Genomic DNA, 21,320 nt, shown 5'->3' with positions numbered 1-21,320 from the left:
AGAGCGTACATTAATAAGACTATTGTTTTAAGTGGACTACTAGTATTGACTCTTCTTACCATTTTCATTCTCTGTGGTGCAGCACTATTTTGTGCTGCATGGATGGCTAACGGGGCAGGTTAGTTCAATAAGAAAAATTACAGTCACTTATCTATTTGGTAATGAACAAGCGGAAAGAATATAAGTAATTTGTTTGGGAAAAATACCTGCAAAGTACGAATGAAAGCAGGTATTAATTTGAGGAGAACTATTATAATAATTTATCTCATTATCTTTACTACCATTACACCTGTACATGCTGATACAGGCGGCTCTCGTAATGAAATGATACTTGAAGATATTATTTATTCATTTTTATCACCGTTGGAATCAAAAGCAATTAAAGATTATTTTGGAGAATTTTACCTATCCGATTTTTGCAAATTTGTAGAGGTTAAGACAAAACCTGACCAAGCATATAGATACGAGATAACCTATCAATTCATAACTTATGAAAGAGCAATAATGCCTCCGTATCATTTGTTTACTTTAAAAGTGGAAAACAAATCTCCCACTGAATGGGTAATAAATGATGTGCAAGTAAGGAAATTAGACGAAAACGAAGATTACACCAAGATGTGTAGAAATCCAAGAGTTATTTGGTAGATATTAATTAGAAGTTTTTCATATACTTTTTCTTTAAGTACCCTTATTCAACTACCATGAAAATTAATTTCTTCAAGAAAAGAAAAATGACAATACTAATGAAGACCCCTGCTTAATCGTTAAAAAAAGAGGAGAGCGTACATTAATAAGACTATTGTTTTAAGTGGACTACTAGTATTGACTCTTCTTACCATTTTCATTCTCTGTGGTGCAGCACTATTTTGTGCTGCATGGATGGCTAACGGGTGCTTTAGTTGAACAAAAGGCTGCCTTTAAGGGTAGCTTTTTCTCATTGAACTAACGCTGCAGGTTAGTTGAAGAAGGAGTTCAGAAGAAGATGGAGAAATTAACTACTAGGGGGAGATACAACTGAAAAGAAATATATTTATAGGATTTTTATTTTTCATAGTTTTTTTAGTCGGGTGTTCAGACGAACAAACATTTGAAGGTTTTTTTCAACAAAAAATGAAAGAAATGCATATAGGTGAAGAAAATTATTCGTATTCACTTGTTAATAAACAGTTTAATGTCGTACATGAAGACGATGCAATCGCGGTATTCAAAGAGCATAAGAATCAAGAGGAAAAGATATTTATTGCATACTTCGAGAAAGAAGATAATCAATGGGAATGGAAACAAACAAAAGGCTCCACATGGAATTCACCTGTTAAATGGTCTTCTATGAATAATGAACCTTATATTTACTCTGGTGCAATCAATGATAATTCAATAGCTGAAGTATATGCTGGTGATGAACGAGCAACAATAATTGACGTTGAAGATGAAAAAAGATTTTGGTTTTCTATTAGTCCAATTAAAGACGTGAAAGTTAAGATGGTTAAAACAGGTGGTAATGAAGAAATTATTGAAGAAATTAACTACGAAGAATTAGATAGTAAATAATATTTTGAAGAAATGTAATTTAACTAAACCAGCCAATAGTTTGTCAATATTTATTAATAAAAAACAAATTAGTTCATGCTATACTAAAATTGTGCATGCCAAATAACCTTTCAATTTCCTGTGTTTGGAAAGGTTTGGGTTTTTTAGTTATATTTTAAAACTAGGTAAGATCTTGGAAAAATGAATTGTTTTTTAAAAGTGCATAAATCCAATGTAAAAGCTTATTTGCACATGCTATTACAGCTACTTTAAAGGGCTTTCCTTCTTCACGTTTCTTATCATAAAACTCCCTTAACCTCTTATTTCGAGGAATGAGTTCATCTGTCGTTTTCTTCTTGCGACTATCACGAATGGCACTTTTAACGGCCATATATAAGGCATGTCGTAGTCTACTAGAACCTCTTTTGGTAATCCGATTCAAAGTACCTTTGAATGTACCAGATTCAAAAACACTTGGATCAATTCCTGCAAAGGCAACTAACTTTTTAGGATGATTAAACCGATCGATCTCCCCAATCTCCGAAATAATCGTTGCTGCGATTTTCTCACCAATACCGGGGATGGATTGGAGAATCTTATATTCTTCCATGCTTTTCGCTAAAGCATCTATCTCTTTTTCCAGATCTGATAGATGTTTTTTATATTCTAGAAGCATCTTAATATACATATTTATGCTTAAGATAAGACTATTGTATAAGGTTTTCTGGAATGGGTTGCGATCTGCGGCAGCCTTTAACTTTTCTGACTGACTGTTTGCCCATTTTTGAGAACGACTTTTACAGAATTCCTTTATTTTTTTGGCGACTGTTTCTTCAGGTGTTGCCATCACTTCCTCAGAAGTAGGAAATGCTTGTAAGGTCAGTAAGGAGACATCTGAATAAAGATCTCCAAAGACCCCACAGTATTCAGGAAATACTTGATCTAAAACGGATTGGAATTGTAGTTTAGTTTGTACATACATACCTGTAATATTTTCATGTTGTCTTGTAAGATGACGTAAATTTAAGAGCTGGATTCCTCGCTGTTTATTAGGCTCTAAGTCCTCTTTATAAAACATCTCGCAGAGATGACGAGCGTCTATGATATCTGTCTTTACTTTACGTAAACTGGAACTTTTTGCTCGATACGAAACGAGTGGATTAACCATGATTATTAAATAACCTCTGTCTTCGAAAAATTGGACAACTGGTGTATGATAGTGGCCAGTGGATTCCAAAACAATGGGGGGCCTTTCTCCAGAAGCCACTTCTATTTCTCTAATAAACTCTAAAAGAATTGTCAGCCCTTCCAGTGTGTGTGCTACTTTAAAGCTCTTTTTATACGCTTGTTTTTTATCTAAGAATGCTTGAACCTGACTTTCGCCTTTTGCCACATCCAGACCAATTACTGGATTCATCATTATTTTCCTCCTTGTCATACAATTAACCGGTAACCCCTATTCCTCCATGTAGTATCATAGCTTCGCTTGTTATACGAGATCAGAGTCCCAACCAGCCTCAATCATGTTTCTACAAGTAGGGGGCGAACTGTTTAGTTGACGGGATCATTAGCCCCACGAGTGCTTACGTTCTACCCCGGCTACCGCAATCATATATCGATATAAAAAAAGGTCAACCAGAAATATCTGGCTGACCTTATAATACGAACGGGTGCTTTACTTCAAGAAGGAGTAAAGCCTTTTTTACTAACGCCGCAGTTTAGTTACATAAGGTATAAATTAAGGGATTCGGAGATGTAGGATGGCAAAGAGAAAAAAAGAAAAGCGGGATGGTTTTTTTTAAGAAATTTTAGGTGAGATTGGTGCTTCTATAATATTTGAAGTGGTCTGGAACATCATAATGTTTATCCCAAGAATGATAATTCGCTTGATTTCAAGCATTTGGTGAAGTCATTATTTCTTATTCAACTAACGGGTGCGCGCGACAAGTTCTGTTATAAGCGCCTTCTGGCGTGAAAATACAGGAGATTTATAAAAATAAATTTTAACTTTACAACGGAGGATAGAAATGACGGAGCCATGTTTCCTGAAACTATCCCATCAATACTCCTGCATGCGTCCTGATTGACTGGTCATGGGGTGTGAAGCACAGGTTGATTCGGTTGAACTAGGCTGAAGCCATTCTTATGGAAAAGGTATGCCGACGGATAGACCGCATGGCTGAAAAACTAGATATGGTGAGAATAGTTCCCATGAAAAGGAACTGACAAATTTTCCGAAGGTACGGGTCTAAAGTTAGAACATGAGGAAACTTGTGTACCATCAAACGATGGGGTGAACGGTGTAAAGTAAAAATGCACCCTCTGAAATACACTATACCGAACAATGGCGGTATCCAGTTCACAGGCTTAAAGGAAGCACCTACGTTTAGAATGTATAGCTACGTTGTAAGGTACTTGGAAAGTAAGGAACGTTGATTCAAGGGCTGTCACCCGAAACGGTTGCTATAAGCCTTATGGTGAAATGTATTTGTCCTTATGAGGGTAGGGGTACGACCAGTGAAACCTCTGTAATGGAGGTGGAGGAACAGCCCCAAGTCTAGTGATAAGTAATAATTATTTTTCAATTGTGCATTGCACCGGTCGGGTAAGAACGTGGGAACATCACTTCAAAGAGGAATGATGCCACAGTGCAAGCTCTCCGATATTGGGATTATTATGGGATGACAGATACCTTTACAGACTTACATGAACGAGCCAAAGATAAAGAATCATTCCACTCTCTATACGACATCATCACGTCGAGGAATAACATTTTATTAGCGTATCGAACAATTAAGTCAAATAAAGGGTCGAAGACCCCTGGAACAGATGGTAAAACTATTGTAGACATAGAGAAACAATCAGAGAACGAATTAATAGAAGAAATACAAAGTAAGCTTAATAATTATCGCCCCAAGAAAGTTAGACGTAAACTGATCGAAAAAGATAATGGCAAGATGCGACCATTAGGTATTCCATGTATTCTAGATAGAATTATACAACAGTGTTTTAAGCAAGTCTTAGAACCTATTGCAGAGGCTCATTTTTATAATCATAGCTACGGATTTAGACCTCAACGGTCTACTCATCATGCAATGGCAAGAATTCAATTTCTAGTTAATCAGTCGAAACTTCATTACGTTGTAGACGTTGATATCAAAGGGTTCTTTGATAATATCAATCATTCCTTACTTATTAAGCAGCTATGGAATTTAGGTATTCAAGATAGACAGGTTCTTGCCTGTATATCCAAAATGTTAAAAGCTGAAATAGATGGAGAAGGTATTCCAACAAAAGGTTCTCCGCAAGGAGGCTTGATTTCGCCATTATTGTCTAATATTGTACTGAATGAATTGGACCAATGGGTAGCGAATCAGTGGGAACTATTCCCTCTCCATAAATCTTTTAAGACCAGAGAAGGTCAACTTCTCGCAAAAAAGCGCACACACTTAAAAGAAGGCTACATAGTTAGGTATGCTGATGACCTTAAAATCATCTGTCGAGACTGGAAAACTGCTGAAAAATGGTATCATGCAGTTACTCTTTATTTAAAAGAACGTTTAAAACTTGATATTTCACCAGAAAAATCGAAGATTATTAATTTACGCAAGAATGAGTCTGCTTTTCTTGGCTTCACTATACGTGCCAATCGTAAAAGAAAAAAGCGAGTTGCACATACATTTGTCAAAGCGGAAAAGATGCGGAAAATTAAGGCAGATGCAAAGAAACGAATAAAAATACTCCGAGCATCGCCAACCGCACAAAATGCCTTGCGTTTTAATAGTTTTGTCTTAGGGTTACATAATTATTTTAATAGAGCTACTCACGTCAACTTAGCGTTCTCACGCCTTGCCTATGAAATAGGTGCATCTATGTACAATCGTCTTAAACCTATCGGTAAATATGAACACCCTAACAACCCTCCACCTGTCTATAAAGAGTTTTATAGCTTAGGCTCTAAAACGTATAAAATCGCCGGGGTATATCTCTTCCCTCTCGGTATCATCAAAACAAAAAATGTGATTGCTTTTACTCAAAGTATAACCCCATTTACCGAAGAAGGTCGAGTACAAATATCTACACGGTTGAGTAAAAATATAAGACAAGAAATAGTATTGTTAATGGAATCAAACATACCGACACGAAGTGTCGAATATATGGATAATCGGATTAGTAGGTACAGTATGAAAAAAGGGAAATGTGAAATAACTGGCATGTTCCTACAAGCAGAAAATGTGTACTGTCACCATTATATACCTACGCCTCTTGGTGGAAGCGACAAATTCAATAATTTACGTATTCTCCAAAAAGAAGTACACGAATTAATCCATATGACCGACAAAATTAAGGCGAATACACTCATAAAATTTTTGGGCATCACTGAATCGATGTTAAAGAAAATCAATAAATATCGAGAAAAATGTGAGCTAGAAATAATCAAATAACCCAAATCAATAAGAGTAACTTGAAACTTATAATTAATAATACCATCGCTAGATGGAACGCGGAATGATGGGAAACTATCACGTTCCGTGCGGAGTAGGGGAAAAGCTGGAGATAACTTCAAATGCTTACCTATTACTAACTTTAGTTAAACAAGACCATCATTTCGATGGTCTATTTTTTTATCCAAAACATCAAGTAGAACTCAGAAATCCATTGTGAAATGTTACACTTAAACTAACGCAGCAGGTTAATGCAACAAACATTTAAAGAATTCCTAAACGACGCTTTGGAAAGTTTTTAATCTATGTATCAAGATAATCAAGATACTTTCAAACTTAAATTAAATTAAATTGAAAATTCATAAAATTAGAGTACAATATTTGATATATACAATTATTGATTAGGGGGATATGAATGAAAAAGAAATTAAGATTTTTACTATTAACAACATTGGTTTGTGGTATTTTTCCATTTTCAAATAACTCTTATGCAGTGACACAGGAGAAAGAATTAATTGACGTCTTCCATTCTAGGGAGGTTCCAACTCTAACAGTTTTAGATTCTCAAGGTGTTTCCTACTTAACTACGGAAGAATATTTACAGACACCTTCTGAATTACCTATTTATAAAACTGAATTATTTTATACCGATTTAGATGAATTACGACAACAACCCGAATTCTTCGAATTTACAAAAGATGTTGAAGGGCATTTGTATAAAGGTACTCTAAAAATGTATCGAGCCGAGAAGCAGGACGACGATAGCTGGAAAGCTTTCTATAGCGGGGTAATCTCTAGGGAGGTTCAAACTCTAACAGTTTTAGATTCTCAAGGTGTTTCCTACTTAACTACGGAAGAATATTTACAGACACCATCTGGATTACCTATTTATAAAACTGAATTATTTTATACCGATTTACTTGAATTAAAAAAACAACCCGATTTCTTCGAATTTACAAAAGATGTTGAAGGGCATTTGTATAAAGGTACTCTAAAAATGTATCGAGCCGAGAAGCAGGACGACGATAGCTGGAAAGCTTTCTATAGCGGGGTAATCTCTAGAGTCGAATTGTGAGTTTTTTCACTTAAACTAACGGGTGCTTTACTTCAATAAGGAGTAAAGCCTTTTTTACTAACGCAGCAGGTTAGTTGAAGAAGGAATTTCTCTAAACTTGGAAGAATTTATATTCAAAAATATGTTAAGGAGCTTGTGAATTATATGGAATCCATTAGCAAAAGCGAAGTGAAGCTACGAGATATCATAGAGGAAGATCTTCCTATCTTTTTCGAACAACAACTAGATTCAACGGCGAACTATATGGCTGCCTTTACAGCTAAAGACCCCACTGATAAGGACGCATTTTTTGACCATTGGACAAAAATTATCGCTGACGAGACCATCACAACTAAGACTATATTATTCAATGGCATTGTCACTGGACACGTCTCGAACTTTGAACAGTTCGGCGAACCCGAAGTAAGCTACTGGATTGGGATGGAATATTGGGGCAAGGGAATCGCAACCAGCGCTTTACGGGAATTTCTAAATTACGTTACAATTCGTCCCCTTTATGCTCGTGCCGCGAAAGACAATGCTGGATCCCTCAAGGTTCTAGAGAAATGTGGATTCACTATTACTGGTGAGGACAGCGGGTTTTCCAATGCACGTGGCGAAGATGTGGAGGAGTTTATTCTTACCCTCAATTAAAGAAATCTAAAAGTAGGGTGCTTTAATGGAATAACACACGTAGAAAATGTTCGAGGGAAATAAAGTTATAGACTGAGAAAATAAAGTATTAGACTATCGATGAGGCATTAAGCTAACGGGCAGTTTAAATTAGCAATCCATAAGAAACAACCCAAGCTGAAATGTGCTAAAATGGTTAATGTAAATATCTCTCATGAACAAAGGAGAACTGAAAATGAGAAAACTCGTTCTATTTTTGCACGCGTCGCTTGACGGTTTTGTAGAAGGTCCGAACGGTGAAATGGACATAGGCTGGGTTTCCTACGATGCTGATTTGGAGAAACACGCGAAAGAAATTCTGAGTACTGCCGACACTGTCATTTGGGGACGTGGGACTTATCAGATGATGCACAGTTACTGGCCATCTGTGCCTTCGAACCCATCAGCTTCACAGCATGAACGGAATCATGCCGAGTGGATCGAAAAGACAGCCAAAATCGTTTTTTCCTCGACGCTGGAGAAAGTCGAATGGAACAATTCTAGACTGGTGAAAGAAGATGTCGAGGAAGAGATCAAGAACCTCAAACAGCAGCCAGGCAAGGATATGGTCATCCTCGGCAGTCCTAGGTTCGCACACTACCTTATGCAGCTTGATTTAATAGATGAGTATAAAATTACGGTTTCTCCCGTCCTGATCGGCAGCGGGTTGCCGTTATTCCAAGGTCTCAAGGAGAAGATCAATCTTAAACTTATCGAAAACAAGACCTTTGATTCTGGAGCCATAGGTCTCATTTACCAGACAGTTAGATGACCTTGTCTCCCTAAAGTAGATTACGCTATCGAGTACGATAGTTCAATAAAACAGTGGCAGTCTAGGACTTTATTTTCTCGTCCAAGGCTGCCGCTGTTTCTATTTTGGTGTCAGTCTAATACTTATTTTTTGAAGTCTGGAGGTTTTATAATTTGAAAAGCCGCTTGGGATAAACACATTCTGTCTAATACTTTATGTTGGATCGAACGAAGAAGTTTGAAGCTTCCGAAATCGTTGAACCAGATGTAGAAGCATTTGAAGTTCAGTCAATCATTGATATGTTAAACGATTCGAGGAAAAAATTGCTGACTTTCCCTAGTACAATAAAGGATAAATCAATATTAGCGGAAAAATCATTTAAGTATACTGCTTTAGGGGAGTTACCGCTTGACCAATGGGTTGAACAGATATATTTGCATGAACAGCGACACATAGAACAAATACAAGAGATAAAATTACTTTTTGGTGCGAGGTACTAAACTTATGGTTACCAAAGGATTCCTGTTTAAGTAAAGGGGAAAAAAATTAAACTTTGTGAAGAAATATACTTAAACTAACGGGGTGCTTTACTTCAAGAAAAAAGGAAAGTTTTTTCTTGAAAATAAGAACATAAAAAGTACAGTTCTAGAATAAAAGTTAGAAAATAAAGAATCCACAATGAGCACTTAAGGTATTTTGTCATAGCGATAAATATTCCCTGATAACAAGGAGGTGTTTTTTTGCAAAATAAAATTAAAATAATTATCTCTATCAGCCTTATTTTAATGGTTTCTTATTTTATAAACATTGCATTAAAAGATGATATTAAGGAAATTGAAAAAGCTGTTTATTCTTTAAATCAATCATTTACTAAAATTGCTTATATAAAGCTTTTAGATAATAACCAAGCCATTGTATTTTATGAACATGATTCTGCTAATATAGATTATTTCGGAAATATAAGATTAAAGAAAAATATATTTGGATGGAAATTGGGTAACGGTGGTAGTAGTCAAATCGCAAATGATCATAAATTAGGTTGGAACTTTTCAAATTTGAAGTATGATTTTTCAAAGTATACTGATGTACTATATGGAAACATTTTAGATTCTGAAATAAATGAAGTTTTTGTTGTTACTAAGAATAATAAGGGATATCAAGCTAAAATTGTTAAATATAACAATGGAGATAGGTTCTGGTACTTAATAACGGATGGAGAAGAATTACCAGGATCTACTGTAACAGGTCTTTCTATTGATGGGAAAATAATAGAGGAGATAAAAATGTAATTAATTTCTCCTTAATTTACTAACAGATGCTTATTTTAAGACTTAAGAGTTGCAGGTAACTCTTTTTTCTTGTTCAACTAAAGCAGCAGTTTAGTTTAACAAGAAGTAAAATAAATATAGTCAATTGTAAAAAGAGCCGAAGAGGTGAAGTAATTGTGTTAAGAAGATATTTGAGTATTATTTCATTGTTATTATTTTCTTTGTTCATTATTTTTGCTTTTATTACCCCAATCGTAGTGAACGGAACCTCGGAAATTGGGGATATTGTGGTCATTTCATTAATAATAGCTTCATTTTTAACAGCATTTTTTAGCCAAAAAGGGAAATTAAGAACTTTTGCTTTAATTGTTTCCTTGATTCCAGTGCTTTTTCTATTAGGATTAATTTTACTCCCGATATTTTATTTATTAGAGCAATAATCAGGTACGTCCTTTGAAGACGATTGTGAAGTCATTGTAATTGAACTAACGGGTGCTTTACTTCAATAAGGAGTGAAGCCTTTTTTACTAACGGTGCAGGTTAGTTCAATAATATTTATAGGGGGGATTTTATGTTTAAGTCATTAAAAGGGCAATTTATCTATTCTATATTTATAGCTATTGGATTTGTTTATATTAATTTTACTAGTATTGAGTTTATTGTTGACAAGAGGAATCCAACCTCTCGGGTAATGTTTTTCTTCGTCATGATTTTATTGGTGTTTAATGCGGGATTATTGACGGAAAAATACATTCAAACAAGAAAGAAAAAATAACTCTTCTTCAACTAACGGGTGCTTTACTTCAATAAGGGGTAGAGCCTTTTTTACTAACGCCGCAGGTTAGTTCAATAAGAATAATGTCTTATCACAAGGAAATACTACTTAAAATTAGGTAGGTGATTAGATGAAAAAAATATCAGTAATTTTCTTACTATTGCTATTAAGTCTAACAACGGTGTTTTATGTAAATTGGGAAAGTTCAACAAAAGCAAAGTTTGCAGAGACAAATGAAAACACAGTATTAGCGACATTATCTGCTAAAGTAACAACAACTTTTGAAGAACATGGTACGCCAATTAGTAACTCTCGAATTATTGTAATAAATTCATTAGGTGAGATAATCGGAACAGAATTAACAAATTCTGATGGCGAAGCAAAAATACCTATTTCAGTTCACAAGGACCCTAGATTTCTAAAGAAAAACATGGGGGAAGTTACTGTCATAGCAGTTGCAAATGGGTATAACGAGCATATTAACTTCAGTGTTCCAATAAATGAATTTAGCGATAATACAGGGAGTGTTTCAATTCCACTTTGGAAAATAGACCCTAACAGACGGAATGAACCCCAATTTATCAACGGAAGTTTTCATCGTTTAACTGTTTTTGAAATGCTTGATTATTATGCAAAAAAAATAGGGTTAAAAAGACAAAATATCAAAGAAGATTCTATATTACCGGCTCCTTGGGGACCTGAATTGAGTCCGCAGTGAATAATGTTTCGAGCAGTTCCTTATTAAACTAACGGGTGCTTTAGTTAAACAAGGGCTGCCTGTAAGGGTAGCTTTTCCTTATTGAACTAACGCAGCAGTTTAGTTGAATAAGGAGTAGGTTTTTTTGAATCGAATCAAAGCACTTTATTAAACATAGGAGGTAATCTTTTGGATAAAAAAACAAGTCTAATTTTAGGGTCGTTATTCTTTTTAACTAGTGGACTAATTTTTACGATTGAACGCTTAACTGCATATATTTATTGGTCAGCACAAATAAATACTGGAGCGTGGGATACTATTCCACAAACATTGCCATTATCCGATAACCTTTTCACAGGGCTATTTTTACTTGTTGGAATTGTATTTATTATTGTGTCTTTCAAGAAGGAAAGGTAATTAAACTACCATGGAAGAACGATAATTTCTTACATGTTTTGTGGTGAAGCATAGCTTCATGGATGGCTAACGGGTGCTTTACTTCAAGAAGGAGTAAAGTCATTTTTCTTATTGAACTAAAGCAGCAGTTTAGTTTAAGAAGGAAATTTAGAAAAAAAGTAGAATAGATATAGTTAAAATAAGGAATATGGTGAGGAGAGATAAAAATGCGTAAAACTGTTTCTATCGTCCTTTTTTTATTGTTGGTGTAACCGAGCACATTATTCCAGGCACTTCTTTTCACATTAATCCAGTGGGAAATCTGAAATAATGTGCTATTTTTTTCACTTAATTTCAGAATGTGCCCAACTTTATTCACATTAATCCATCTATCCATAAACAAAAGAAAACCCCTAAAACGGGGTGTCTAGTGGTATATATTCTATTGTATTGATCCGAATCTTGTACACCTCATTTAGGTGAAGAATGAAAATAACCTCATAATCCAACGTGACGAACCAATCTATATCTTTCTCTAAATATGCGTTAAAATATCGTTGCTGAATCCGCAACTCAAACGTATAGCCTTGTTGTACCCAGTAACGCGTCTGACCAATCCACACCCGCCACTCTTGCTCTCGCTGATCATAAACTAAGATGCCTCGCTTCATGCTAAACCACTATCTTCTACGGCTAACCGGACGATTTCCTCATCAATCTGTTCTTTCTTTAATTGCGAGCCAAATAATAAACTATTCACCGTTAATGTATTAATGACTCTAGGCCAACCTTGCGACCGCAAGGTGATTGCTTCTATAGCTGATTCAGTGAAAATCGGCATTTTTGCTCCGGCTAACTTCAAATGATGATTGATATAATTGGAAACTTCCACTTTAGTCAATGGCTGGATCTCATACTTCATAATCATTCTTTGTGATAGTGGTCGATGATGATTTAACATTAATCGTGTTTTTAAATGCGGTAAACCTGATAATACTAAAATATAAGGATTTGTTGAATCCATTTGAAAATTAAACAATAAAGCTATATCTTGCAAGAATGCATCTTTTGCCATATGCATTTCATCTAAAATGAAAACAGGCGTTATTTTTCGTTCAAAAGCCATTCGCTCAATACCTTGTTGAATTTGTCTAAAAAGATCTACTTTACGGAACTTCGGTTCCTCTCCTAATCCATAGACCAGACCACGATAAAAATCCATCACACCGCCTGTCGAGAGCGGAAAGTAGATGACATGATATAAAGATGGATTAAGCGATTCTTTAAACGATCGCAGGGTAAAGGTTTTCCCTACACCAGGATCGCCAATAAGAAGACCCATCCCCTTTGATTTTTGCAAATAATGTAATGCACTAATTGCACCTTGATAATCAGTAGAAAGAAATGCATCGGAAGATGCGATCTCTTTTGAGAATGGTGCTTGAGCCAACGAGTAAAATGTTTTATACATTTTCTTGCTCCTCCTTTTCCTTCGTCGCCTGAGACAATGAAAAAGGAGAACGTACCCGTTTGACATGGGCATTATCAGTCATATTAACAAGCGTTGCTTCCGCTACTTTCTTACCATCTTCAAATACGTACACACCATTTTCATCTAACCTCACATCGATGGAGGTCCCGATAAAACGATTCGGTACCTCGTAAAGCTGTTTGTTTAATGTAATGGTACTATCCGCTTTTACCTTACGTTGTTCGCGCTTTAAGAAAATAGTTTCAAGAAGGGATGTATCCTCTAAGAATGTCAATTGATTCAGTTGCGCCTGAAAAACCTCATGTGGCGTTTTTCCATCTAAGGACGCATGCACTTTGCGATGATAATCCTTTTCTAACCAGTGCCAAAATCGTTCGTTTAACTCTTCAACTGAATGAACAGGATCTGTTTTTAATAACGGATAAAATCGAGTTTGAACCGTTTTAAAAAACCGTTCTATTTTCCCTTTACTTTGAGGGTCATAAGGCTGTGTGTGCGCTAAAGTAATACCCAATTGGGCACATGCATACTGTAGTGTTTCAGATCGATAGATCTTGCCATTATCCGCATAAATAATGGTCGGTTTTCCCCTGCGAGTTAAAGCTTCTTTTGTTACAATTCTTAATCCATCAAATTTTTCGGATGTGAAAAACTGCGCATAAGGGATTAATCGTGAACAATCGTCAATATAAGCGACTAAAAAAGTCTTTACACTTTTTTTATTGCTTGATAGATAGGGCCCATGGGATAGATCCCCTTGCCATAGCACATTGACTTTGTCATGCGCAAATCGCTTTCTCTCAGGCGTCGCCAAAATACTTTTTCCAATTAGATTGTGCTTTTTCAATAATCGGTTTATAGTGGAGTAAGAAATTTGTGCTTTGTTTATCTCTCCACGCTCGATTAATTGTTCGTAGAAAACACTAACGGGCATATGGAGGGATTTTTTTCGTATTTCCAGAAGATGATCTTGATCATCTGGAGATAGTCTTCGAGAATTCCCTCTGTCCGCTCGTTTCTTCGGTTTTAATGCTTCAAATCCGTTTCGACGGTAATGAAGTAGCCATTCTTGTATTGTTTTAGCTGCTATTTTTCGTTCCCCATAATAAGGAACTGAGTGAATCTTCCCCTCTAATTCATTAAAATATACCTTCATTTCAACTTGCCCATTAAATAGAGGGGCTATCAGCCCATATCGAAATAAAGCTACCTCATTGCGTACTTTTTCATTCATGGAATCTTCCTCCTTTTGATAGAAGGACGACCGGTCATCCATAATTTAAATTCTACTTTTTACGACAAATCCTGACTATGAAAAAGGTATGTGGGACGAATAATATTTATTAAACACACTAAATATGCTAGAATTAATTTGCCATAAAGTATTTTGATAAGTGACCCCATGACCTTCGCAAGAAGGGTGATTCGCCAAAATCGAGGATCATTTTCATATATTTTGTGGCTTCTTTTTTTATCTCATTTGACATACCAAAAACAGGACCTTTGTCGACAAAGTAACAATGTATCCAATGAATGTTTTTCAAGTAGCGCTTTAGATGAAATCTTAATAATTGCCTTCCACCGCAGGCTTGCTTTCTTTGAAGCAGCTGATGAACACGCCCTAGTATGGTATGAATCGTATGTTGGAAATAAGGAATCAGAAAGTCTGGAAGAATCGAAACACTCACCTTACAAACCACGCATCTAAAACGACAAATAGGAATCTTGACTGTGACATCCTCCGCAATCCCATACCTCCAATAATAACCATTCCGGTGAAGGTTTCCATGAGCCAAACAGTTACAGTTAGGGCAAGTCTCTAATAATGGAAAAAAATTCGCCGTCCCTCTTGAAGCATACTCGTTCAAATTAACTCCAAAATCGTAAGAAATAATCACAAAAAAACCCTCCCTTAATAATATGAAAAAAATTTACCACATTATCTCAGAAGAGTATAGATGTTAAACTGAAGGAATTTGAAAAAAGTTCATGCTTTTTTGAGGAAATAAAGTGATTGTTTACATGTTGGTAGTATTTCTTTTAGCTTATAATGGCAAAACCTCAACATTTTTGGGGGAAAGTGAAAATTGGACAGTAAAATTTATTATCAATAAGAATAATAAGCTAGTTGAGGGAAATTATGCTGCAGAATTTAAAGGCAAAAATTTAGAAGAACTTTTGAAGAAGGAAGTTCATTATCAGGTAGATTATAAAACATCATCATCTGGGGGCAGTGCTTACTTAAATGATAAGGGAATATTAGAAGGTACAGCGTTTAAAAAGGGTTGTGGATGGGGTTGTTCATATGCCGAAATTGATAGTTCAGAACTTATTTTTACTGTAATGATAGATGGTGAAAGTGAGAATATAACACTTAATCCAAGCAGGTAGTATAAAGATAAAAAAATAACTAATGTGATTGAAATAAACCTTTATTGCCAGTTGTGAAGTCTTTTTTGTTGAACTACCATGAAAATTAATTTCTTCAAGTAAAGAAAAATGACAATACTTAAGAAGACCCCTGCTTAATCGTAAAAAAAAAGAGGAGAGCGGAGATTAATAAGTCTATTGATTTCGGTGGACTACTAGTATTGACTCCTCTAACCATTTTCATTCTCTGTGGTGCAGCATTGATTTTGTGCTGGATGTATGGCTAACGGGTGCTTAGTTGAAGATCATAGAACTGTTAAGACGGCTCTTTTTTTTGGATTAACTTAACTGGTAAGAGGAAGAAGGAGGAGCTTATAGGAAGTTGTCGAAGTAAATATTATATGGGGAATATCTCTACAACCTCGTAATAATAGAACAATAGACTACGAAAGAGTAAAAAGGATTACTCTATTACGAAGGTGGATTAAAATTGAAAATTTTATTAGAACTAGTACGAATAATAATTATCTTTACATTTTTCGGTGTTTTGGGTGCGACGATTATAGGAAACACATATATAAGATTCGGAATATACGAAAATTACTCATTGTCGGGTGGAATAGCTATTTTGTTGCTACTCTTTGTTTTGTATAGGAATAAGTGGCAATTCTCTGGGTGGTATAAAGGAAAAGGTAGAGAAAAGCTTTCAAAGACTGTTTCATGGACACTAGTTTTAGTTTCTTTTGTACTAATTATCTCACCATTGATATTAAGTTCTTTATTTAACTAACGCAGCAGTTTAGTTCAACAAGGGATTAGTAAATACAACTATTCGAAAAATTGGAATAATGTTATAATTCGTATGTAAGGGGGAGATTTGAAATGCTGAGAAATAAGGTTTTTGAATGGGTTGGTTTTATTATTGTTATCGTATCAGTATTTGCTAATGGTTCTTTTCGTGCAGATGGTATTACAACTGGTACAGGAATAAACTTAAGCGTAATTGGAATAATTGTGGGTGCAATACTTGCTTTTACTTTTTTCTTTATTAGGAAATCTAGAAATAAAGCAGTACATAATAAATCGGTAAATTAACCTGCTATTTTGTCGCAATTTTTTCACTAACGGTGTGCTTTACTTCAAGAAGGAGTAAAGCATTTTTTCTTATTGAACTAACGCAGCAGTTTAGTTCAATTAGAGAAGGGAATTTTTTATGTCGCATTTGACACAAAAAGCGAAGCATTATTAAGTCTATACGGCCACCTAATGCAGCCGTATAACAATCTTGTTCTAATTTAGCGGGTAATCGTAACGTATGAAACCTTTGTGATGTGCAATCTTGTCATAGAGAGCACGAGCAGTGGTATTATCCTCGCGAGTTTGCCAATAGAGCTTAGAAGCTTGATGTTCGCAAGCATATTCAGCTACCTGCTTAATGAGTCCACGAGCAACACCATGCCCGCGAGCAGTTTCATCTACGAAGAGGTCTTGTAAGTAACATGCTTTTTCCATCCATATTGTGCGATGAAATAGGAAGTGGGTGAACCCGACCAAGTTTCCTTGAAGGTATGCTCCTAAACCGAAAATTTCATCGTTGTTTAGCAAGCACTCCCAAACCTCATCGTAACTTTTGTCTGGGAGCTCCGTCTCGTAAAATGCTTTATAGCTCCGTGCCAAGACATCCCATTGAGTACGATCTTCAGCTTTGAGGGGTGCTATTTCAATTACAACTTGTTCGTTCGTTATTTTTGCCATCTGGTAATCCTCCAAACTGTAGAGTTTAGCAATAATTAAAAATTATCTTAAGCCTTATGAATTAATACAACTTAACTATAAATTATTAAATAGAATTTGGAAATAATTTGTTCAAGTTAATTGCGCACTTCGAAGATAATGTGTAATAAAAGAGAGGATGCTTGTTCAACTAACGGGTGCTTTACTTCAAGAAGGGGTAAAGCCTTTTTTCTTATTGAACTAACGCAGCAGGTTAGTTCAATAAGAACTTTTTGGAAAGTATAACGTATTGATTAATCTAGAAAGGTATATTGGGGGTGTAATTGATGAAGTCTTCGCTTTTGGGTATAAATATATCACTTTTCGGAATTGCTTTGATAATGGTTTCAAGTGGCACAGCAGTCACAATTGGTTTTTATATATCATTTGTTGGTCTATTGGTCTCACTTATTTCATGGAAGTATGGCAAAAAATAATTAAACTACCATGAAAATAAACTTCTTTAATTTAGGAAAAAAGGCAATACTTAATAAGACGCAGCTCATTCGCTTAAAAAAAAGGGGAGAGCGTCTAATTCAATGGACTATTGTAGGTGGACTGGATTAAGATGCTTCAGATTCTTGTATCGTAACTGTATAACCTAAACTCTCAAGTCTTCGTAAGGAATGCCGAACAATGGATTGCTGTCTCTTTTTATCAAAGTAGTCTTCGCCTAAGTCTACATACATTTCTTTTCGTGTTAATAGGTAGTAAGCTATTCTCAACATGGCATGTGCTACTACAATTCCTGCACGTTTCTTGCCTTTTCGTGCTGCTGTACGTCTATACAGTGCGCCGAGATAGTTTTTAGATCCTCTTACAGAATGAGCTGCTTCTGTTAATGCTGATCTCAGATATTTGTTTCCTTTCTTGGTTTTAGCTGATTTTCTTTTTCCGGCACTTTCGTTATGACCAGGAACTAATCCTGCCCAAGAACACATATGAGCTGCACTGGGAAATTGCTTTTTTACATCAGTACCAATTTCAGATAAAATTTGTTCCGCCATTTTCGATGGTCTATTTTTATGTACAATGTGAAATGTTACACTTAAACAAACGCAGCAGGCTAGTTGAATAAGATATCAAAGGACGGAACAAGAGATAGGGGGTATTTATGAGAACTATTACTATTAGTCTAATATTTTTATTTTTTCTTACTGGATGTTCACCAAGTGTAGGTAATCCAACAGCAAGCGATATAATAAAGGAAAATGAAGATGCAGATATCTTTCAATGGAATGATGGTTTAGTTTATTTGAATGCTTCCAACATAGAGAGGATTCAAGCATTAGAACTTACAAAAGGTGAAGAACTCGGCGAAATCACTAGACAAACCAGTAATAAGTGGTTGTTTAAAGATGGTGCAGCTACTCAATTACCAGTAGGGACGAAGATATATAAGGCAAATGATGATAATACTTATAATTTGATTATTGAATTGGATGAGGAAGAAATTGTTTACGTAGTCTTACTTGAAGGATAAAAAATTCTTATTCAACTAACGGGTGCTTTACTTCAAGAAGGAGTAAAGCATTTTTTCTTCTTCAACTAAAGCAGCAGGTTAGTTTAATAAGAGGTATTTATATACAATTGTCGAAATAGTTATTACCTAGGGACAATTTAATCCGCATTTGAGGGGGAGTTATATTGAGAAAAATAGTTATTTTACTATTTACAATGATTCTACTAACAGCTTGTTCACATCAAGAAACTATTAAAGCTACTGGTGAAGGCGACTTGTGGAAAGCACATCTAATATACGAGATGACCGATACCGATCTCCTTAACAGAGGGGGAATTGAATATACAGGAGATGAGGAACTCCTATATGTCACTTATACGGTAGTTACTGACGAAGGAGGACTTGGTGGGGAAATTGAACCTCAAGAAGAACAAACTGCAATATCCTTTGGGACGGGCGGAGGGAATAATCCTCCAGCTACTAAAGATGAAGCAATTATATCGTTAAACCACGCTACTATTGAAATTAAATGGCGGACTAATACAGGCGAATATGAAGAACTAATTAACTTTAAAGTAAATTAGTTCTTACGAAATATTAATTGACATCTCCGTTCTTCTTCAACTAACGGAGTGCTTTACTTCAATAAGGAGTATAGCCTTTTTTACTAACGCAGCAGTTTAGTTGAAGAAGACAAAATAGATTTTTGATAATTTTATATGGAAAATTTATTTAAAGTTGGAACTTTACTTCGTTTCAAACGAATTAAAGGAAAGTGGCAGATTTGTTTAATAAGAAATCACAAAAGGAAGAGCATTTACTATAAAATAAGATTTGACGTATTAATGTCTAATTAAAAAGTAATGCAAAAAAATTGAGATGATGCACATTAGTATTATTACACGACAAAAATAAAAATATATGGAGGTTAGTAATGTTATTTATGATATTTGGGGTTATTGCAATAGTAGCAACTTTTATAAATCTTTATATGTATAAAGTGGGGAAGGATTATAAGCTTGCTATGGCGATAGGACTAGCATTTACAGCATTAACACTTTGTTCAGAATATAGTCTTGTATCTCGGTGGGTAAAAGTGGAAGATTGGTCAGCTTTAGGGGATGTAGTACCTGGTATGGAAAGGGCATTATGGTTTTTGACAATTGTTTCTATCTTACTAAATATAGCACCTATACTTTTAGAACTAAAAGGTAAGAAATAATTACTTATTGTCACATCATTTATATAATATGCAATTAATGTGTAAGTCTTTATGTATAACTAACGGGTGCTTTAGTAAAAAAATGGAAAGAAAAATACAGTGAGCTTGGAGATACATTTCCCAGCTCATTTTTATGTGCATTTTTATTTTCTATGAAATAACATGAATAATCTTGTCACTTAGAATGTGAAGTTCCTCAGCATTAACTTATCTGTGGTTTCCAAAGTTCCGTGAACACTCGCCAAGATAAGAAGAGGGCGAAGGACAAACTACCGCCGCATGAATACCGAAAAAAATGGATTGAGAAGTGACACAGTCAATTCTCAATCCACAAAAGTTCCCGGTAATAGTGTAGCCAAAATTTTTTTGCGACGAGTAACCGCAGGAGCCAATGTTTCGTCCAAAACACTCGGGAAATGGAGGAGACAAGATGCACTTAAAGGGTGCTTTCGCTTTTCTTGTTACACCATTATTTTACCTTGTTCATTTACCAATGCTTTTTCTAAAAACTTAGCTAGCTCCAGCATGCCATATTTTCCGGCTTTCGCTTCTGCATCCGCATTGTAGTTTGTATTCGTATTCACATCATACGTATATACTGTACCATTTGCATCTGCGATAAATTCAATCCCTGCGACAGCAATTTTATTCGCTTCTAGGAATGCTTCATACCTATCGATTTGCTCTATATTAATAGCTTGAATAATTTCAAACTTTGGTTTTTCTTCTTTTTCTTCACCGACAGGGCAAAATAAGTCATCTATTTGGCAGGCATCCGCAGGACATAATTCGAATCCATTCGATGTATCAACACGCACTGCATAGACGAACTTTCCACCAATAAATTCCGCTCTTGTAATGAAGGAGGCAGGGGATTGTATATATTCTTGGATGAGTGTAATCCCATCAACCGGGTGCTCATAGGTTTTACTATCTAAGTAGTTTTCAAGGGCTTCAATTGAATGAAATAATTGCACCCCTAATCCTTTGCCTGCGCGATTATGCTTCGTTATGAATGAAGACGCACCAATTTCTTTTGCCGCTCGTACTATTTGATCTCGGCCAACCGCACCAATTGTTTTCGGGGTACGTATACTTTCCTTTTCTAAAGCGAGTTGTTGATTAATTTTGCTAATTTCCAATTGCAATGCCTTCGTACCATTAAAAACGGTTTTACCGTGAAACTCTAGCCAAGTAAGAATGCCAGCAGTTAATTCAGGTGCATATCGATGGTTACGTGTATGAGAGGATGCACTCATTCTGCTATAAAAAACTCCATCTGGTGGTTCAGAAGTTAAATCTATTACTCCTTCATCTAAATGCCAAAGTTCATAGGGAAGGCTTAATTCTTCCAATCGATTAGTAAGATGCACTGTCCATTCATCATTCTCATGTATTACATATATTTTTGACATA

26 protein-coding genes and 1 pseudogene are annotated in these 21,320 nt (G+C 35.4%); 19 read left to right on the top strand and 8 right to left on the bottom strand.

The features are described 5' to 3' along the window. Positions 1-237 precede the first annotated feature (237 nt). Complete coding sequence (locus ACEPXG_RS14170) at positions 238-645, top strand: DUF3888 domain-containing protein (protein ID WP_391203676.1); 408 nt, start codon at positions 238-240, stop codon at positions 643-645. 465 nt (positions 646-1,110) lie between these two features. Further along, complete coding sequence (locus ACEPXG_RS14165; RefSeq protein WP_391203674.1) at positions 1,111-1,548, top strand: hypothetical protein; 438 nt, start codon at positions 1,111-1,113, stop codon at positions 1,546-1,548. A 160-nt stretch (positions 1,549-1,708) separates the two neighbouring features. On the opposite strand, the gene ACEPXG_RS14160 is transcribed toward ACEPXG_RS14165, so the two are convergent. Next, complete coding sequence (locus ACEPXG_RS14160; RefSeq protein WP_391209930.1) at positions 1,709-2,944, bottom strand: IS110 family transposase; 1,236 nt, start codon at positions 2,942-2,944, stop codon at positions 1,709-1,711. Between the two features lie 1,264 nt (positions 2,945-4,208). Between ACEPXG_RS14160 and ltrA the strand changes: the two genes are divergently transcribed. From ltrA to ACEPXG_RS14110, 10 genes and pseudogenes are all read left to right on the top strand, one after another. After that, a complete protein-coding gene (gene ltrA, locus ACEPXG_RS14155; RefSeq protein ID WP_391203671.1) occupies positions 4,209-5,972 on the top strand; it encodes a group II intron reverse transcriptase/maturase in 1,764 nt (587 codons plus the stop codon). A 415-nt stretch (positions 5,973-6,387) separates the two neighbouring features. Then, positions 6,388-7,047, top strand: coding sequence for a hypothetical protein (locus ACEPXG_RS14150; RefSeq protein WP_391203669.1), 660 nt, complete (start codon positions 6,388-6,390; stop codon positions 7,045-7,047). 144 nt (positions 7,048-7,191) lie between these two features. Further along, complete coding sequence (locus ACEPXG_RS14145) at positions 7,192-7,680, top strand: GNAT family N-acetyltransferase (protein WP_391203666.1); 489 nt, start codon at positions 7,192-7,194, stop codon at positions 7,678-7,680. Positions 7,681-7,894: 214 nt separating this feature from the next. After that, positions 7,895-8,470 (top strand): dihydrofolate reductase family protein, encoded by a 576-nt coding sequence (locus ACEPXG_RS14140; protein WP_391203664.1) that lies wholly within the window; start codon positions 7,895-7,897, stop codon positions 8,468-8,470. A 194-nt stretch (positions 8,471-8,664) separates the two neighbouring features. Next, positions 8,665-8,949 (top strand): annotated as a pseudogene (locus tag ACEPXG_RS14135) (PadR family transcriptional regulator); the annotation flags it as partial. Between the two features lie 240 nt (positions 8,950-9,189). Then, positions 9,190-9,738 (top strand): hypothetical protein, encoded by a 549-nt coding sequence (locus ACEPXG_RS14130; protein ID WP_391203661.1) that lies wholly within the window; start codon positions 9,190-9,192, stop codon positions 9,736-9,738. 155 nt (positions 9,739-9,893) lie between these two features. Continuing rightward, positions 9,894-10,157 (top strand): histidine kinase, encoded by a 264-nt coding sequence (locus ACEPXG_RS14125; RefSeq protein WP_391203659.1) that lies wholly within the window; start codon positions 9,894-9,896, stop codon positions 10,155-10,157. Between the two features lie 131 nt (positions 10,158-10,288). Then, positions 10,289-10,492 carry a hypothetical protein gene (locus ACEPXG_RS14120; RefSeq protein ID WP_391203656.1) on the top strand — a complete coding sequence of 68 codons (204 nt, stop codon included), beginning with the start codon at positions 10,289-10,291 and terminating at the stop codon, positions 10,490-10,492. 130 nt (positions 10,493-10,622) lie between these two features. Further along, a complete protein-coding gene (locus ACEPXG_RS14115) occupies positions 10,623-11,210 on the top strand; it encodes a hypothetical protein (RefSeq protein ID WP_391203653.1) in 588 nt (195 codons plus the stop codon). A 168-nt stretch (positions 11,211-11,378) separates the two neighbouring features. Beyond that, positions 11,379-11,606 carry a hypothetical protein gene (locus tag ACEPXG_RS14110; protein WP_391203650.1) on the top strand — a complete coding sequence of 76 codons (228 nt, stop codon included), beginning with the start codon at positions 11,379-11,381 and terminating at the stop codon, positions 11,604-11,606. A gap of 392 nt (positions 11,607-11,998) precedes the next feature. Here the strand turns inward: ACEPXG_RS14110 and ACEPXG_RS14105 are convergent, their stop codons facing one another. The 4 genes from ACEPXG_RS14105 to ACEPXG_RS14090 form a co-directional block, all read right to left on the bottom strand. Next, on the bottom strand, positions 11,999-12,256 hold the full coding sequence (locus tag ACEPXG_RS14105; RefSeq protein ID WP_391203647.1) for a hypothetical protein: 258 nt from the start codon (positions 12,254-12,256) through the stop codon (positions 11,999-12,001). Further along, the gene (locus tag ACEPXG_RS14100; RefSeq protein ID WP_391203644.1) at positions 12,253-13,056 is read right to left on the bottom strand and encodes an ExeA family protein; all 804 of its coding nucleotides are present in this window, start codon (positions 13,054-13,056) and stop codon (positions 12,253-12,255) included. Before ACEPXG_RS14100 ends, ACEPXG_RS14105 begins: the two co-directional genes overlap by 4 nt. Then, positions 13,049-14,311, bottom strand: a complete 1,263-nt coding sequence (locus ACEPXG_RS14095) for a DDE-type integrase/transposase/recombinase (RefSeq protein ID WP_391203641.1) — start codon at positions 14,309-14,311, stop codon at positions 13,049-13,051. Before ACEPXG_RS14095 ends, ACEPXG_RS14100 begins: the two co-directional genes overlap by 8 nt. 133 nt (positions 14,312-14,444) lie before the next feature. Next, positions 14,445-14,975: a hypothetical protein gene (locus ACEPXG_RS14090; protein WP_391203638.1), complete on the bottom strand. Its 531-nt coding sequence runs from the start codon at positions 14,973-14,975 to the stop codon at positions 14,445-14,447. A 112-nt stretch (positions 14,976-15,087) separates the two neighbouring features. Here ACEPXG_RS14090 and ACEPXG_RS14085 point away from each other — a divergent pair, with 112 nt between their 5' ends. The 3 genes from ACEPXG_RS14085 (at position 15,088) to ACEPXG_RS14075 (ending at position 16,542) form a co-directional block, all read left to right on the top strand. Continuing rightward, the gene (locus ACEPXG_RS14085) at positions 15,088-15,468 is read left to right on the top strand and encodes a hypothetical protein (protein ID WP_391203635.1); all 381 of its coding nucleotides are present in this window, start codon (positions 15,088-15,090) and stop codon (positions 15,466-15,468) included. 469 nt (positions 15,469-15,937) lie between these two features. Next, positions 15,938-16,237, top strand: coding sequence for a hypothetical protein (locus ACEPXG_RS14080; protein WP_151699915.1), 300 nt, complete (start codon positions 15,938-15,940; stop codon positions 16,235-16,237). Positions 16,238-16,329: 92 nt separating this feature from the next. Next, complete coding sequence (locus ACEPXG_RS14075; RefSeq protein ID WP_391203631.1) at positions 16,330-16,542, top strand: hypothetical protein; 213 nt, start codon at positions 16,330-16,332, stop codon at positions 16,540-16,542. 195 nt (positions 16,543-16,737) lie between these two features. On the opposite strand, the gene ACEPXG_RS14070 is transcribed toward ACEPXG_RS14075, so the two are convergent. Next, a complete protein-coding gene (locus ACEPXG_RS14070; RefSeq protein ID WP_391203629.1) occupies positions 16,738-17,202 on the bottom strand; it encodes a GNAT family N-acetyltransferase in 465 nt (154 codons plus the stop codon). Between the two features lie 305 nt (positions 17,203-17,507). On the opposite strand from ACEPXG_RS14070, the gene ACEPXG_RS14065 reads away from it, so the two are divergent. After that, a complete protein-coding gene (locus ACEPXG_RS14065) occupies positions 17,508-17,657 on the top strand; it encodes a hypothetical protein (protein WP_391203627.1) in 150 nt (49 codons plus the stop codon). A gap of 126 nt (positions 17,658-17,783) precedes the next feature. Here ACEPXG_RS14065 and ACEPXG_RS14060 read toward each other — a convergent pair whose 3' ends face one another. Then, a complete protein-coding gene (locus ACEPXG_RS14060; protein WP_391203625.1) occupies positions 17,784-18,227 on the bottom strand; it encodes a transposase in 444 nt (147 codons plus the stop codon). Positions 18,228-18,334: 107 nt separating this feature from the next. On the opposite strand from ACEPXG_RS14060, the gene ACEPXG_RS14055 reads away from it, so the two are divergent. From ACEPXG_RS14055 to ACEPXG_RS14045, 3 genes are all read left to right on the top strand, one after another. Then, positions 18,335-18,703, top strand: a complete 369-nt coding sequence (locus ACEPXG_RS14055; protein WP_391203622.1) for a hypothetical protein — start codon at positions 18,335-18,337, stop codon at positions 18,701-18,703. Between the two features lie 164 nt (positions 18,704-18,867). Beyond that, positions 18,868-19,266 carry a hypothetical protein gene (locus ACEPXG_RS14050; RefSeq protein ID WP_391203619.1) on the top strand — a complete coding sequence of 133 codons (399 nt, stop codon included), beginning with the start codon at positions 18,868-18,870 and terminating at the stop codon, positions 19,264-19,266. A 350-nt stretch (positions 19,267-19,616) separates the two neighbouring features. Continuing rightward, the gene (locus ACEPXG_RS14045; RefSeq protein ID WP_391203616.1) at positions 19,617-19,904 is read left to right on the top strand and encodes a hypothetical protein; all 288 of its coding nucleotides are present in this window, start codon (positions 19,617-19,619) and stop codon (positions 19,902-19,904) included. Positions 19,905-20,365: 461 nt separating this feature from the next. Here ACEPXG_RS14045 and ACEPXG_RS14040 read toward each other — a convergent pair whose 3' ends face one another. Then, complete coding sequence (locus ACEPXG_RS14040) at positions 20,366-21,319, bottom strand: ATP-grasp domain-containing protein (RefSeq protein WP_391203613.1); 954 nt, start codon at positions 21,317-21,319, stop codon at positions 20,366-20,368. Position 21,320: the final 1 nt, after the last annotated feature.

Origin of the sequence: Psychrobacillus sp. L4 (assembly GCF_042944905.1) — a bacterium.
Taxonomy (GTDB): domain Bacteria; phylum Bacillota; class Bacilli; order Bacillales_A; family Planococcaceae; genus Psychrobacillus.
The sequence above is the reverse complement of the archived record's forward strand: the minus strand, read 5'-3'. Positions and strand labels throughout refer to the sequence as shown.